At 40.4% G+C, this 15,724-nt stretch carries 12 protein-coding genes; 11 read left to right on the forward strand and 1 reads right to left on the reverse strand.

The window, feature by feature from the left end:
* Positions 1 to 490: 490 nt before the first annotated feature.
* The 7 genes from ACJJIC_RS16385 (at position 491) to ACJJIC_RS16415 (ending at position 8,713) form a co-directional block, all read left to right on the forward strand.
* A complete protein-coding gene (locus ACJJIC_RS16385) occupies positions 491 to 1,804 on the forward strand; it encodes an acetyl-CoA hydrolase/transferase family protein (protein ID WP_445357435.1) in 1,314 nt (437 codons plus the stop codon).
* Between the two features lie 8 nt (positions 1,805 to 1,812).
* A complete protein-coding gene (locus tag ACJJIC_RS16390) occupies positions 1,813 to 2,661 on the forward strand; it encodes an HpcH/HpaI aldolase/citrate lyase family protein (protein WP_445357436.1) in 849 nt (282 codons plus the stop codon).
* 22 nt (positions 2,662 to 2,683) lie between these two features.
* Positions 2,684 to 3,214: a MaoC/PaaZ C-terminal domain-containing protein gene (locus ACJJIC_RS16395; protein WP_445357437.1), complete on the forward strand. Its 531-nt coding sequence runs from the start codon at positions 2,684 to 2,686 to the stop codon at positions 3,212 to 3,214.
* Between the two features lie 318 nt (positions 3,215 to 3,532).
* Positions 3,533 to 4,963, forward strand: a complete 1,431-nt coding sequence (locus ACJJIC_RS16400; protein ID WP_445357438.1) for an alpha/beta hydrolase family protein — start codon at positions 3,533 to 3,535, stop codon at positions 4,961 to 4,963.
* A gap of 451 nt (positions 4,964 to 5,414) precedes the next feature.
* Positions 5,415 to 6,842 carry an alpha/beta hydrolase family protein gene (locus tag ACJJIC_RS16405; RefSeq protein ID WP_445357439.1) on the forward strand — a complete coding sequence of 476 codons (1,428 nt, stop codon included), beginning with the start codon at positions 5,415 to 5,417 and terminating at the stop codon, positions 6,840 to 6,842.
* A 65-nt stretch (positions 6,843 to 6,907) separates the two neighbouring features.
* Complete coding sequence (locus ACJJIC_RS16410) at positions 6,908 to 7,993, forward strand: sensor histidine kinase (protein WP_445357440.1); 1,086 nt, start codon at positions 6,908 to 6,910, stop codon at positions 7,991 to 7,993.
* Positions 7,994 to 7,996: 3 nt separating this feature from the next.
* A complete protein-coding gene (locus tag ACJJIC_RS16415) occupies positions 7,997 to 8,713 on the forward strand; it encodes a LytR/AlgR family response regulator transcription factor (RefSeq protein WP_444889931.1) in 717 nt (238 codons plus the stop codon).
* Positions 8,714 to 9,066: 353 nt separating this feature from the next.
* On the opposite strand, the gene ACJJIC_RS16420 is transcribed toward ACJJIC_RS16415, so the two are convergent.
* Positions 9,067 to 10,362, reverse strand: a complete 1,296-nt coding sequence (locus ACJJIC_RS16420) for a hypothetical protein (RefSeq protein WP_444939521.1) — start codon at positions 10,360 to 10,362, stop codon at positions 9,067 to 9,069.
* A gap of 529 nt (positions 10,363 to 10,891) precedes the next feature.
* On the opposite strand from ACJJIC_RS16420, the gene tkt reads away from it, so the two are divergent.
* The 4 genes from tkt to ACJJIC_RS16440 all read left to right on the forward strand — a co-directional run bounded on the left by tkt (position 10,892) and on the right by ACJJIC_RS16440 (position 15,487).
* Positions 10,892 to 12,892 (forward strand): transketolase, encoded by a 2,001-nt coding sequence (gene tkt / locus ACJJIC_RS16425; protein ID WP_445357441.1) that lies wholly within the window; start codon positions 10,892 to 10,894, stop codon positions 12,890 to 12,892.
* Between the two features lie 384 nt (positions 12,893 to 13,276).
* Positions 13,277 to 13,786 (forward strand): ester cyclase, encoded by a 510-nt coding sequence (locus ACJJIC_RS16430; protein ID WP_445357442.1) that lies wholly within the window; start codon positions 13,277 to 13,279, stop codon positions 13,784 to 13,786.
* A 228-nt stretch (positions 13,787 to 14,014) separates the two neighbouring features.
* On the forward strand, positions 14,015 to 14,329 hold the full coding sequence (locus ACJJIC_RS16435; protein ID WP_444900405.1) for a putative quinol monooxygenase: 315 nt from the start codon (positions 14,015 to 14,017) through the stop codon (positions 14,327 to 14,329).
* Between the two features lie 348 nt (positions 14,330 to 14,677).
* Positions 14,678 to 15,487, forward strand: a complete 810-nt coding sequence (locus ACJJIC_RS16440; RefSeq protein WP_444939524.1) for an SDR family NAD(P)-dependent oxidoreductase — start codon at positions 14,678 to 14,680, stop codon at positions 15,485 to 15,487.
* Positions 15,488 to 15,724 lie beyond the last annotated feature (237 nt).

Below are 15,724 nucleotides of genomic sequence, written 5' to 3' on the forward strand. Positions count from 1 at the left end.
TCACTGCAGGAATAGAAAGTCACCTTCGAAAAAAATGGCAGAAGGTTTAGAAGGTATGTGCGACGCAGTAAGGTTGGGCGAACTTTAACATGACAAAGAAACTGCCGTCGCTTGGTCGGCAGGTAGAATTGCTATGCATCTACTTAAAGAGCATTTTTCTATATTGCCTGCAAATCAATTAATCTAAAGAAGCTTTGAAACAGTTTCTAGAAAAATAGTCGCGAAACAACCCCAATATATCACTTGATCGATCTTAGTCCTCTAAATGTCACCTATAATGCCCTAGAACAATGGCATAGATGCGTAGCAAGGTAAACCTGCAGAATATTCATCTTCCCAAACAGATCAAAAGTATAATTTAAACCTTACGAAATCTACTTTATTAAAAAATATTTCAACCCATATATCTCAAAGTCAAGGCTCACGGAAGACAATAAATCTACCAAAACACGGCAAGAACCTACCTAAGGCACCGGAAATTTAGCCCACTATGAATCACGACGATGAATACCACAGAAAGCTAACCACAGCCGATAATGCCGTAGCCTCTATCCCCAGCGAGAGTATCATCTCCATGGGTATGCGCGTAGCAACCCCGCCAGCTTTGCTTAAAGCTTTAGAAAACCGGGTTCGGACAGGCGACATAAAAAAACTCATGGTTTATTACATGCGTTGTGGTGGTGTCGCGATGAAAACAATCTTTCAGGAGGACTTGCTAGACCGCGTCAGACCCTTCTCATCCATGCTTACCAAAGATGAGGTCAAGCTCGCAAAGAAAGGCTTCGCCAAAGGGAAGAAATATATCAATTATGTTCCCATTTCTTTTAGTCGATACCCGGAAATTATAAAAAGGCAAGTGAATCTAGATGCTTTCCTCGTAACAGTATCTCCTATGGATAAATATGGATATTTCAATTTTGGTACTAGTGGAGATTATGCGATTGAGTTATCCAGACATGCAGACCAACTCATCGTTGAAGTCAACAAAAATATGCCGAGAACTTCTGGGGGCACATTACTTCACATTAGTGAAGTAGATGCAATTATAGAAAATGACACCCCATTAATTGAAGAGCCGCAAAGAGAAACCTCTGAACTGGATAAGAAAATTAGCGATTATATTGCACCGCTAATACCCGATGGCGCTACAATTCAAATGGGGATTGGAGGTGTTCCCAATGCCGTGTGCGAGCAGCTGGCAAACAAGAAGAATCTTGGGATACATACCGAGGTTATCACCTCCGGAATGATAAACCTAATCAAATCTGGTGCGGTTAATAATTCACGCAAAAAACTAAACACCCACCTCAATGTGTTCACCTTTGCCATAGGGGATAGGACACTCTATGACTTTATTGATAACAACCCTTCAATGGCCTGCCTTCCAGTCTCCTACGTGAATGAACCACAAACTATTGCTCAAATTGACAACATGATCTCAGTCAATTCCTTTATTGAGATCGATTTCAATGGGCAGGTAAATGCAGAATTTATCGATCATCAATTCTCTGGGGTGGGTGGACAATTGGATTTTATCAGAGGCGTATATTACTCAAGAAATGGTAAAACCATATTGGCGAGCAGTTCTACGGCACAGGGAGGGAAAATTTCCCGGATTGTACCGCGCCTAAATACAATCACAACAGACTCTAGACTGGATGTTGACTATGTCGTTACTGAGTACGGTTGCTGCCAGCTTATGGGTAAATCAACCACAGAACGCACACATGCCCTAATTAACATTGCACACCCAGACTTTAGAGACAACCTGATAAAGCAGGCTAAAGAACACAACTTTATCTAACCAGGCATATGATCAACCTACACATTTATCCTGCACTACTTTTTACGCCAGGCAATAAGCCCAATCTTTTTCAGAAAGCAACAGAGGTAGAAGCCAGCGCAATTATTATTGATCTCGAAGACAGTGTACCCACTAGTGATAAGCAATTAGCCAGAGACAATACTATTCACTACTGCTCCAAAAGCCAAAGCGACAATACTGCTAATATTATTCGAATCAACCACCTAACGAGCAATGAAGGACTAAAAGACATACTTGCCATTACTACAACCAAGTTACACATCGACGCTGTACTTTACCCTAAGACAGAGTCTCCTAGTGACATCCAACAACTTGGAAAACTCCTTGCTCAAACTTATACGGACATAGCCATTATTGCTTTAATCGAAACTGCCTGTGGAACAATGAATATTCACAATATTGTTAAGGACAGCCCCAAAAAACTGCAGGCCTTAATGTTTGGTGCCGCAGACTATGCCAACGACCTCAATTGTGATAACTCAATAGACGCCCTAAGCTCTGCACGTAGTAAAATCGTGGAAGCTTCAGCAGCAAACAATCTGGCCTGCTTTGACTCCCCCTATTTTGATTTCAATAATGAAGATGGACTAAATAAAGAACTAAATATCGTTAAGGGGATGGGATTCAATGGCAAGGCCGCCATTCACCCCAAACAAATTTCTGCTATCAAGTCTTCTTTCAAGCCTACTCAAGAACAATACGAAAAAGCAGAGAAAATAGTAGAAATCTATAACAATTCAAAGGGTAAAGCCTGTCAATACCAAGGGGAGATGATTGATGTACCGGTTTACTCCAAAGCAAAGCAAGTTATCTCTATATTCAATAAACTTAGCTAAAACTTAAAGGGAAATGGTCGTCATGAAATTCCAGCCATATAAAAAAATTAACGATAATCGCTACCGGGAAGACTTTGGATTTTACTTCGAAGACTTCACAGAAGGTATGATCATTGAACATCGTCCAGGTAGGACATTAACTCGAACAGACAATACCTGGATGACGCTATTAACAATGAATACGGCACAGTTACACTTTGACGCCAACTATGCACAAAAAACCGAGTGGCAGTTACCGCTAGTGGATAGTACTTTAACCCTGGCGATTATAACTGGAATGACAGTAAACACTATCAGCAAGAAGGTAGTAGCCAATTTAGAGTGGGATAAGGTACAGCTACTGAAACCTGTTTTTGAGGGGGACACCATCTACGCAGAGAGTGAGATCCTATCTAAACGAGAATCACATTCCCGCCCCACTCAGGGAATAGTGACGGTTGAGACTCGTGGCTTCAAGCAAGATGGCGAACTATTTATGCGCTTTATGAGAACAGTATTAGTGTATAAGAAAGGACACTCACCAAACTATAACATTGACGAAGCCTCAGAATAACTCCTAGATTCCCCTGACTTTTAGAGCGATTGACAGTAAGAGTGGTCCTTTTAGCTACTTATGCTGTATGCTCAACTGATAAAACTGACCGTCTACACAGAACCATCTTTCGCCTAACGAACAAAAACAAGCTGAAAGGACATTACCCAAAGTAACTGGCACGATAGAACCTGTTTACTTTTGCGCAGGACCTAGCCATTCATCATCTTTCTTTGCCGCTCATCCATTATATAAAACCTCCCCTACTAAATTAACTGCACAAAGTTAATCAATATCTAGAATGCCAGCCATTCAACTAACCCTATGGAATAATTACTGATGCAAACGATCAAAACGAAATATAGAGTTACCAAGTGGCGATTAAAGTCATTAATCCTAGCCACTTTATTGACTTCCAACGCTATGGCCACTGACATTGAAGGCGACTGGAGATCGATGCTTAAAACAAATGATGAGAAGATAATACCAATAGTGATTCAACTAGAGGAGAATAGCGGTGAATGGACTGGCGTATTAAATAGCCCATCTTTGGAGGAAATGAAATTAGACATTACGGGGCTGGAGGTTATAGATAATAGAATTGCTTTCGAGGTAGAAGCCCTAGATATCAAATACGAGGGAAGTTACATTAATCAGGTAGACCTAATCGCTGGTGTAAACATTAAGAAAGGCGCATCATCTCTTACATTTTTTAGCAGGATAAATGACCATATTGAAGGTTCTAGCAATCATTCACAAACACAAAAAAAACCTATTCCATATATTATTGAAGATGTCAATTTTAAAAATAAAGAGACAAGCAATCTAATTTCGGGAACTTTAACCAAGCCAGCATCCAGAATTAAAGCAACGGCTGTTCTTATCAGTGGTAGTGGTCCCCAAGATAGAGATGAATCTCTTTTTGGACATAAACCTTTTGCCGTAATAGCCGATCACCTAACCCGGCAAGGATATGCAGTATTACGCTACGATGACCGAGGGGTTGGTGGATCTAGTGGTAGCCATCAAACAGCAACTACTAAAGACTTCGCAAGTGACACCAGCGCAGCTGTTGACTATTTAAACAGCCGAAGCGACCTACCCCAGGGTAAAACTGGCTTAATCGGCCACAGTGAAGGCGGTATGATAGCTCCTATGGTTGCCAGTAGGCGTGATGATATTGCATTTGCCATTTTACTTGCTGGACCTGCAGTTAAAATACCAACTATGCTTGCTGATCAGTGGTACCGTGGTCGTAAATTTAATGGTTTATCCGAAGAAATATTAAACAAATTGAAAGAGTTAGATAAGGAAATCCTAGAGAAAATTGGTAATCTTGAATTAAATGAACCGCTTAATGATGCCATTGAGGATCTTATTTATTCCAGCATCAGGCTTGAGGGGGTGCCCGAAGAGGACATAAATACCCAATTTGAAGAGGTAAAAAAAGAATACTCTCGTTTGATATTTCGTGATTACTTAAAGTTCAATCCAGAATTCTATTTAGAACAAACAAAAGCTCCGCTATTGGCTCTTAATGGTTCTTTAGACTTTCAAGTTGATGCAAAAATGAATTTAGGTAATATACAATCAGTGTTAAATAGAATCGGACATAAAGATTTTACGGTCATTGAACTTGACAGAATGAATCATCTTTTTCAAATAGCTAACAAAGGTTCAAGTACTGAGTATGCTGAAATAAAAGAAAGCTTTTCACCAAAAGCATTACATGTAATTTCTGAATGGTTAAACGAACGATTCAAAATCTAGATTTGACTAGAATTTTTGGCTCCAATTTGGGAGCCATTTTATTACATTCAAACGAAATGCTATTTAAAAAAATCAAATCGAGTGGGTATACTTAAATTAACCTAAAGATTAAAATCTATTGGCAAAACCTTATAGATATTGATAATAAACGCTCCATACTGGAGCTGATAATTAGTAAACCCTCAAAGATCTATCGGCCGACTAATTCCCTTATAGAGAAATCGATCACAGCAAAACTAGAATACTTTGCACCCTAGTCTCAAGTCTGTGGTCAACCACTTTATGAGCAAGATATCAGTTTGAATTTCCTATTCAGAGTAATCCTAGACCGCTCATCGCCCCTCCCTACCATTCATCCCCTCAGGAAGCCACTCCTACTAAATTTATAACACCAGGCTAATCGACAGGTAGAATATCAACCATTCAACAAGTAGGTACAGGAAGAGTACAAATGCAGCCTATCAAAACACTCTTTGCAGAAGCCAAGTGGCACTTGAAAACAGTAATCCTCACAACTGGCTTAATATCAACCAATGTAATGGCTTCAGGTTTAGAGGGTGATTGGAGGTCCGTAGCCCAGATTAATGGTGAAAAGAATATACCTGTAGTCATTCACCTGGAAGAAGATAACGGTATGTGGAAAGGCTCCTTAGATAGCCCTTCCCTTGGGGCTAAGGGAGTAGAAATATCTATGCTGGAAATCCGGGACAGCAGTATCACTTTCGAAGTAGAAGACTTACAGATTAACTACAAAGGCACTTACAGTGCAGCAGTTGATCTTGTATTTGGGTCTATCAGCCAGGAAGTGACATCCCCTCTGAACTTTAGCCGGGCATCTGAAGATGCAAAGAACAGGACTAGCAAGCGACCCCAAACACCAAAGGGCCCATTTCCGTATGCTATAGAGGAAGTAAGCTTTAAGAGTGCTGCGACAGGCAATATCATTTCGGGAACACTGACCAAACCAAAGTCTAATATTAAAGCAACTGCTGTTCTTATCAGTGGTTCTGGGCCTCAAGACCGGGATGAAACCCTGTTTGGCCATAAACCATTTGCGGTAATCGCCGATCATTTGACACGGCAAGGATATGCAGTATTTCGCTATGACGACCGCGGTATTGGCGGCTCAAGTGGTGATTTTCAAGCAGCAACCAGCAAGGATTTCGCCAGTGACGCTAACGCAGCTGTAGATTATTTAAACAGCCGTAAAGATCTCCCAAAGGGTAAAGTTGGATTAATTGGACACAGCGAAGGCGGTATGATAGCTCCCATGGTTGCCAGTAGTCGAGATGATATTGGATTTACCATCTTACTCGCTGGACCAGGGGTTAAAATACCTGAACTACTGGTCGATCAGTGGCACCGAAATCGTAAGTTCAATAACTTACCTGAACAAAATATGCAAAGACTTAGCCAGTTGGATAAGGAGATTTTTGAGAATATTGCTCAACTCGGAATGAATGAAAGTCTTAATGATGAGATTCATGAGCTGCTTTATGAAAGCGTGAAGCTCGAAGGCGCTCAGGAAGAGGAGTTGGATGCTCAGGTTGAACAACTAAAGAAGCAGTATACTACTCCTTGGTTCCGTTATTTTGTTAAGTTCAATCCTGAACCTTATTTGAAACAAACAAAGTCACCACTTCTGGCTCTTAATGGCTCACTTGACTACCAGGTTGATGCAAAAATGAACCTAAGTAATATACAATCAATATTGAGCAGCGCTGGACATAAAGACTTTAAAACTATCGAGCTGAACAAAATGAACCACCTTTTTCAAATAGCCAATAAGGGCTCATTTTCAGAGTATGCCGAGCTAGAGGAGAGTTTTTCACCTATTGCTCTCGAAGTAATGTCCTCGTGGCTGAATGAACGTTTCTGATACTTGATAAGAATGTCAAGACATGGCTCCTGATTTAGGAGCCAACTTACTTAGATATATGTGCAATGAGTATTTTCAAATCCCCAACTCCATCCGCAAAATTTTTAGCCTACCATTTTGGTGGCTGGTTGATATTTTCTTTAGTTAATGTTTTCTCTTTAGGGCTTCTATCTCAGAATCACACCGATAAAATCGTGATTAATATTATTATTGTAGGGTTTATTACAGGGATCTCTACCCTTCTTACTCGAGAAATCATATATCGATTTAGCCTCTTTGATAAAAACGGGTATCAACAATGGATTGGCTTCCTATTAGCTGCCATTCCTCTTGGCGGTATAGGCGCCTATATTGCAACTGGCTTTGGATATTTATATTACATCTTTGTAGGATATGAAATTCCATCTTCCTTTTGGGAGGTTGTTGTTAGCAATTGGTTCTATCTTACCATTCTTATATTTATTTGGAGTTTCATTTATCTTACTCTGGTAAATCAAGAGCAATTACGCAAAGCCGAACATGATGCAACACAACTTAAATTACAACTGAACGAAGTAAAAATGAGCGCTCTAATGGGGCAGTTAAACCCTCACTTTCTATTCAATGGGCTCAATAATATTCGAGGATTAATCCTTGAAGATACAGCTAAATCCAGAGATATGTTGACGAACTTGTCTGACCTTCTACGTTATACGTTAATGGCCCATAAGCATAAAACTGTATCATTAAGAGATGAATTGGAAATCGTTTGTCAGTATATCGAACTTTTGAAAATACAATATGAAGATCGATTGTCTTTCACATTGGAAGTTAACGAAGATTTAATGGGAGAGCGAATACCTCCACTCCTAATCCAGCTGCTTGCCGAGAATGCCGTTCGCCATGGAATAGAAAAATGTAAACAAGGCGGTGAACTAGTGGTTAAAATCACCAAAGAAGACAATCATATGGTAATCACTGTGATAAATCCAGGTACTCTCATCAGAGAGTCAACCAAAGAGAGTGGTAATACCGGCCTGGGGTTAATCAATATACAAAAAAGGTTAACCATACAATATGGAGACAAGACATATTTTGGAATTGAACAGCAGGGCTCCCAGGTAGTTGCTCGGTGCCATATTCCCTCCTCTCCCTTACAATTAGTGGTATAAGAAGTGAAAGCCATTATCGTTGAAGATTCTCGACTCGCACGCAATGAATTAAGAGAGTTACTCAAACCTTATAAGAATATAAACTTAATAGCAGAAGCAAAAAACTGTGAAGAAGCTATTCTCCTTATATCAGAGGAAAAGCCTGATTTAGTATTCCTGGATATCAATCTTCCTGATGGCAATGGCTTTGACATACTTGAAAAACTGGATTTCACACCTCAGGTTATTTTTACAACAGCTTATGACGAATACGCCATACAAGCTTTTGAAGTAAATGCACTGGATTATCTACTAAAACCCATAAACCCTGAAAAACTAAAGAAAGCTCTCGATAAGACGTCAAGTGAAACACCCACCGAGCACACAAATAGCTCAACAAGCTATTTAGACTCCAACAATAAAATATTTATCAAGGATGGGGAGCGTTGCTGGTTAATCGAAATTGGAAAAATTCGATACTTTGAAAACTGCGGCAACCATGCTCAAGTATTTTTCGATGACAGCAAGCCTTTTATCTACAAATCTCTAACCAAAATAGAACAACGATTAAACCCAGAAGTATTCTTCCGTGTAAATCGACAACAAATTATCAATCTAAACTTTATTAAGAATATAGAATCTTGGGTTAATAGTGGATTAATAATAACCATGACCGATGGGAAAGAAATAGAGGTTGCCAGACGGCCAGCCACTCGGCTACGTGAAATGTTAAGCCTCTAAGATTCAAGCCTAAAAAATAGCAGTGGAGTAAAGTATCAGTTAGATTAGTTCAGACTTGGTAGGATCATTTCCTATTTAAATAAAGTGTACGGTCAAGCCAAGTCTTAACTATAAAGATTAACCCATATTAAAATTATATGGTTCGAACTCTGCGGCTTAGCTACATCTCAGATTTTCTGATATATACCCCATCAACGAATCATACTATTAACCATTTAATCAATCAGACCTGTAGGGCTAAATCATCAAATTATTGTGTTCAATAGATTGCATTGCAATATGACTGATACTTATACTTCGGGAAATATTTCAGTTAATCAACTGACCAACAGTTTGCTAGACGCTATATTAAACTAACATTTAACATTAGAGATCAATCTGTTAATGATACCCATATATTCATCAATATACGCAGAGATACTATCTTCGCTAATCAAAGGCTCACAATAACCAAATACAAAAGCCGAGTTGCGATAAGTCGTATAATTTATAATCATTAAGGGGTTAATTGCAGTTTTTAAACTAATCATCCCTTTTCGAATTTCAAAATATCGCATTTCATTTGCAAGAAGGCGCATATTCCCTACATTTGAAACAAGAATACCTGCAGGAAAGCATTCTTTCGGCGCAGTGATCTCAGCAGCCATGCGGGTGACCTCCTCTATGCTATAGTCAGATCTTAAGCTTTTTGTCATTGGTTTTTGTTTGAGGAGCACTAAATTAATCTCATTGTTCAAAAGCTTGGCCACCTCGAAAATATCGGAGCTTGTTGCGTTTGGTGGTAATTTTAGGCTGGCAGTTTCTGAAAATGAACCAACATGATCACTAGGGATAATAGGGTTGCACAATAGTCGAGCATCCATCGTGAAAATAACTTCTGTCAAATCTCTACATGCTGGTATAACCCGGGCAGCAACTGATGCAACAGCACAATAAAGCGCCGTTAGCTTTATCTGATTTTTTTTAGCCAAATAAGCCAATCCCTCGATTTTTTTAGGTGATACTAAATATGATTTAGCACAGGCTCTTCTATCAGCAACAGACGCTTGCTTCTCAACCGCCCAACGGCTTCCCCCCTCTATTTGATGCTCAAATTCCTTCTCACCACAATATCCAGAAGCCTCTAGTTGACTAGCGATACTATTTAGCAAAGGGAGTGATTTAATGGCATGCCTTGGCTTTTCATGAAGGCATAGGAACTTGTCAAGATCAGAGAACAGCGTCATGAGGGATCTGCCATCAAGTATGGCATGTATATTTATAAAACAAATCCACTCAACAAAGCCTTGTTTATTTGTATATACCCTTAATCTATATACATGCTCCTCAGTTTTAATGAAGATCTCAGCAAGGTCCCTAAACTCTTTCTCCAAATCAAGCTGATCAACAATTAGAGTTACTTCTATTGGCACATCAACAAAATCAACATCACAAACCCACCTTAATCGCTCACCCCTTTTTACACGCGCCCTCAAAAATGGATGACGCTTATGCAAGTAAGCCAACCCCTCACGCAAGGACTCCATTTGCAAGGGCTCACAGACTTTTATAAAAGAAACAAATTGCAGGCCACCACGAGATAACCTATTCATTTCAATAAATAATGCTTCTTGGGGCCCAAGCTCTCTCGAAAATGGTTCTGGACTCATTGAAAATACCTTGTATTCATAACATTGCCTCTAACCTTTATGATGGAGACATGTAAATCAACAACTATTGATCTTTAGTTGGCCTTATTTATTCCAGGAGCATCAACAGATCGCTGAATAAAACATAGTATGCAATTAGACTTTTCTTACTCGTTGACATATACACTAACTTTCCCCCAAGAAATTTAGTAATGATGCCGGTGGTAGAGATATTTCAAGATATGTAATCCACAACAGATCTTTAAAATACAACCTTTATTTCTTTTTATCATGATTATTACAATTCTTTAGATTGTAAATTTCTTGAAAAACAGGCTATTTTTGTAAAGACGCAAATAACTCCTTATCATCACTAATGCCGCCAAATGCAGGTCAATATCTTTTGCAAAGACCAACAAATTGCTCATTGTTTATGCTATAGGAAATTAAACTGTAAAATTATTATATTACTAGTTTGTCACTTATTAAGTTGGGGATCTCCTTTTGCAAAGGTGATGCTTCAGCTTTCAAAGCACCAGAGTACATTTACATGGTCTCCTCTCCTTATAGAAGAAGCATGGCCAATGCGATTCGTGCTTTATCCATGGATGCAGTCCAAAAAGCCAATAGCGGGCACCCTGGTACACCTATGGGGATGGCAGACGTTGCGGAGGTCTTATGGAACGATTACCTAAGGCACAACCCAGCTAACCCGAATTGGCCTAACCGTGACCGCTTTGTCCTCTCTAATGGACACGGTTCCATCCTGTTGTATGCCCTGTTGCACCTTTGCGGCTACGACTTATCAATCGAAGAACTGATGAATTTCTGCCAATTGCACTCCAAGACCCCGGGCCACCCGGAATATGGTTGCACACCTGGTGTTGAGGCCACCACAGGCCCCCTAGGCCAGGGGGTTGCTAATGCCGTAGGTATGGCCCTGGCGGAGCAAGCACTGGCCGCTCAATTTAACCGCCCTGGCTATAAGTTGATCAATCATCACACCTATGTATTTATGGGGGATGGATGCCTGATGGAAGGCATATCCCATGAAGTATGCTCTCTGGCTGGTACTTTAGGCTTGGGCAAGTTGATCGCATTCTATGACGACAACGGTATTTCTGACGATGGGCAGATTGAAGGTTGGTTTACTGACGATACACCCAAGCGTTTCGAGTCCTACCATTGGCACGTCATCCCTAATGTTGACGGCCATGACGCAATTGCGATTAAAGCAGCAATTGAAAAAGCCCATGCATGTTCTGATAAGCCCACCATTATTTGTTGTAAAACCGTGATCGGCTTCGGCTCCCCGAATAAGCAAGGCCGAAAGGAATGCCATGGTCAACCACTCGGGGAGGAGGAAATAGCTCTCGTTCGCAAAACGATTGGTTGGGACTACCCTCCTTTTAAGATCCCTGAAGATATCTATGCATATTGGGATCAAAGGTCTAAAGGTAAAGCATTCGAGAAGGAGTGGAAGAGTCTCTTCGCTAAATACCGTGAGGAGTATCCTGAGATGGCATTCGAGTTTGTGCGTCGTGAGAGTGGAAAACTTCCACCAGATTTCCTGGTAAAAGCCGATAGCTACATTAAGCAATGTCAAAAAGATGTACTAAGAATCCCCTCTCGTAAAGCGAGCCAGAATACACTGAATGTTTACGGGCCTCTGTTGCCCGAACTCCTAGGTGGTTCAGCCGATTTAGCCGGCCCTTGTTTTAGCCTATGGTCCGGTTCTAAAAGATTGAACAAGAAAGATGCTTCAGGCAACTATATACACTACGGAGTTCGTGAATTTGGTATGAGCGCCATAATGAACGGCATTGCCCTGCACGGAGGTTTTATACCTTATGGTGCTACCTTTTTGGTTTTTATGGAGTATGCTCGAAATGCCGTGCGTATGGCGGCATTAATGAAGCAACAAGTTATATTCGTCTATACCCATGACTCCATCGGAATAGGTGAAAACGGCCCAACTCATCAGCCGGTGGAGCAACTCAGCGCCTTGCGTTCTACACCGAATCTACACACTTGGCGCCCCTGTGATACTACGGAATCAGCGGTAAGCTGGAAGATGGCTATTACACGCAAAGAGGGGCCCACTGCACTAGTATTCAGTCGTCAGGATTTAGCTCCGCAGGAACGAAATACCACGCAGATAGCACAAATTGAAAAAGGTGGTTATGTACTGTCTGACTGCGAAGGCGCTCCTGAGGCAATCATTATTGCGACCGGCTCTGAAGTCGAGCAGGCCATAGCGGCTAAAAGAAAGCTCACTAGCAAGAGAATTCGGGTTGTGTCCATGCCTTGCATAGAAACCTTTTTGGAACAGGAAGAACCGTACCGTGAATCAGTTCTCCCCAGTACTCTCCGCGTCCGGGTGGTGGAAGAGGCTAGTCATAAAGACTATTGGCACAAGTTCGTAGGCTTTGACGGTGAAATCATCGGAATGGATAACTTTGGCAAATCTGCACCCGGCCAGGAAGTCATGCAGTACTTCGAGTTTACAGCTGAGAAAATTATTGAAAGTATCGAGAGGCTGCTGAAGTAATTTAGTATGGAAGTACACCCTTTCTAAAGAAAATACGGTGCCGAGCATTAAAATGGCAAATATTTCATCGAGTCATTGGCCATTAATAGCTCTACATTTCAAAGTTATTTTTCATAATTGAAAAAATTAAATCATTTTGTTTTAGTCGCATCAATATCTATTCAGATTATTCCATCCTCCTTTTGGCACTCGCACAATTTTTCTTGTTTGTATTCGTGAAATTTTTATAACCTAACTACCCTACAATGAAGTGAAAGTTGCCAAATTACCTGCTCACGCTACAAATCCCCAAGTTTGCCTCCATACTCTAAAGCTATTTAGGCCCTATCATTTTCACACCTAACCAGCCTATCAGGTAAAAAACTTAACATTGGGAGAATTTAGATGTCCAAGCACCCTTACTCTTTGGCATTAACTGTAACTTTCTTGCTGTTAGGTATTGCCTGCAATGCGATTGCCCAATCAAATAACCTTGAAGAAAATAAAAAAACTGCCATGCAGGCAGCCGACCTATGGCACAGTGGGTCAAAGGTCAATCCTGATTCAATTTTGGCACCTAACTATATCAACAATCTAGACTCGGCCACAAATTTGAGTATCGGCTCACAAAAACGTAATTTAAAGGAATTCAAAGCCGAAGTCGCCAAATTTCATACGGCCTTCAAAAATGTAAAACTGATTGATTCAATGCAGGTCGCCGAGGGAGATCTTGTCGCAACCCATGTAAAAGTTAGCGCCAATCACACAGGATCATTTATGGGAGAAATTCCAACAAATAAAACCATCACCTGGGATGCCGTAGAGTTTGTTAAAATCAAGGATGGAAAAATACTAGAAACCTGGGTGACCTGGGACAAATATGGTTTCTTGAAACAGATTGGAGTATTGAAATAGCTATTAGAAATCCCAATATAACAGTGTAGATCCAGTCCCTCCAACAAAATCTGGAGATTTACCAATTGGCTTTCACTTGAATGGATTTAGCTTTCAAGTTCAGCTAAATAACTTGCACAGCAGCCATCGCCGTCTAAATTTAAGTTCAAGCTTAGGCGGCAAAGATTTCAAAATAATTACAACCACTCAATAACAACCACCTTGAGTTGATTCATCTTGAGACTCCCAATGAAAACACCTGTTTTAGTCTTTGCTTCCTTTTACCCAAAACCCGACAAGGAACAAGCTGTCAAAAATTTGCTCACAGAGATGGTTTCACCATCCAGAGCGGAGCCTGGTAATTTATTGTATGAACTTTGCGAACAGATCGACCAGAAAGATCACAAAATAATCTATAGTCTCATAGAGAAATATATAGATGAAACCGCGCTCAGTGAACACAAATCTTCAGCTCACTACATTAACTACCGAAAGAATATAGAAGATCTATTATCCAGACCTATAAGCGTGGTTGTGCTAAAAAATATTTACCAATCCGACTGAGCTCTTACTCTATGCTCAATAACTCTTGGGTACTTGACCAACTCCCACCTCATAAAGATGACCTACATCTCACGCCTCCTCAGACAGCCTAAGCTTAAACTCCAGCCTGCTATTGACACACACATTAATATTTGCACTCCCTAAAATAGGAAGAACAACAACTTTTAGACCTATAATTAAGCTGATTTAAAATCTTGAAGTTTTACCTTAAGACTTGACACCCAAATCACCTACACTGCCATCTTTAAAATGAAAGGTTCTCAGCTAATTAAGAAACTGCCAGTAGTTAGGTACTAACTGTAAGTTAAAAACCTAACATCACAACATTTACACTGTTAGCGGAGTTCAATGTTGAATCTTGGAATTACGAATAGAGTAGCTATTGTAACTGGCTCCAGCTCAGGAATTGGCTATGCCATTGCCAAAGAGCTTCTTGCCAATGGTGCAAAGGTAGTTCTGGTTGCACGAAACGAAGCACATCTACAAAAAGCAGAGAATAAGCTACATAAAAACTCAAAGTCTGAGGTCACTTCTATCTCAATAGACATAACTCGAGATCATGCTGCACAACAGATAATCGATAAAACCCTAAACACCTTTGGAGCACCAGAGATTCTAGTCAACAATGCTGGGCGCGCCCATGCTGGTGGACTTATGTCCTCAACTGAGGAAGACTGGGAACAAATGACTGCAGTAAAACTCACTTCTATGCGGAGAATGTGCAAAGCTGCCATCCCTTATATGCAGCAAAAAAGCTGGGGAAGAATAGTTAACATGTCATCTATTGGCGGCACCTACCCAAACCCAAAGCTACTCATATCTCATGTCCTAAGTGCAGCAATCAATAATCTATCAAAATCTCTTGCATTAGAGGTTGCACCGTACAATATACTAGTTAACTCGATTGGAGTAGGCGCAATTAAAACGGATAACTGGAAAAATAACATGATCCCATTTATCCGCAGTAATACGCCAGAGTATGCAACACTTACAGATGATGAAATTCTTGTTCGAGTATCGAACGAATGTACGCCTGTAAAACATCCAGGGGAACCAGAAGACATTGCTACTCTGGCGGCCTTCCTTTGTTCTGCGCGTAATAATTTTATCACTGGGGATAGTATTGAGGCATCAGGCGGAGCTGACCGCTTTATGTAGGATTTAGCTTTCTCATTAACTAACATATACAGCGGCTAACCAACAATAATAGCGCGGCCTTTTATCCATCACATATCAATATGAATAACACTTTTTTCTTCATACAAGATCATAGCTCTGGAAACTGTCATAACCTCTGTCACTATCACAAAGTTTAATCTTACCCTCTACCGGACAAACAATCATTAACACCGAGCGCACATAATAACAACCCTATACTAACAAGAACAGATTAGT

Source organism: Microbulbifer mixtoriginis (SeqCode) (assembly GCF_052468275.1).

Bases quoted from the DNA above. Each gene is read 5' to 3' on its own strand.
- ACJJIC_RS16385 (WP_445357435.1), top strand. From the start codon at position 491: ATGAATCACGACGATGAATACCACAGAAAGCTAACCACAGCCGATAAT.
- ACJJIC_RS16390 (WP_445357436.1), top strand. From the start codon at position 1,813: ATGATCAACCTACACATTTATCCTGCACTACTTTTTACGCCAGGCAAT.
- ACJJIC_RS16395 (WP_445357437.1), top strand. From the start codon at position 2,684: ATGAAATTCCAGCCATATAAAAAAATTAACGATAATCGCTACCGGGAA.
- ACJJIC_RS16400 (WP_445357438.1), top strand. From the start codon at position 3,533: ATGCAAACGATCAAAACGAAATATAGAGTTACCAAGTGGCGATTAAAG.
- ACJJIC_RS16405 (WP_445357439.1), top strand. From the start codon at position 5,415: ATGCAGCCTATCAAAACACTCTTTGCAGAAGCCAAGTGGCACTTGAAA.
- ACJJIC_RS16410 (WP_445357440.1), top strand. From the start codon at position 6,908: ATGAGTATTTTCAAATCCCCAACTCCATCCGCAAAATTTTTAGCCTAC.
- ACJJIC_RS16420 (WP_444939521.1), bottom strand. From the start codon at position 10,362: ATGAGTCCAGAACCATTTTCGAGAGAGCTTGGGCCCCAAGAAGCATTA.
- tkt (WP_445357441.1), top strand. From the start codon at position 10,892: ATGGTCTCCTCTCCTTATAGAAGAAGCATGGCCAATGCGATTCGTGCT.
- ACJJIC_RS16430 (WP_445357442.1), top strand. From the start codon at position 13,277: ATGTCCAAGCACCCTTACTCTTTGGCATTAACTGTAACTTTCTTGCTG.
- ACJJIC_RS16435 (WP_444900405.1), top strand. From the start codon at position 14,015: ATGAAAACACCTGTTTTAGTCTTTGCTTCCTTTTACCCAAAACCCGAC.
- ACJJIC_RS16440 (WP_444939524.1), top strand. From the start codon at position 14,678: ATGTTGAATCTTGGAATTACGAATAGAGTAGCTATTGTAACTGGCTCC.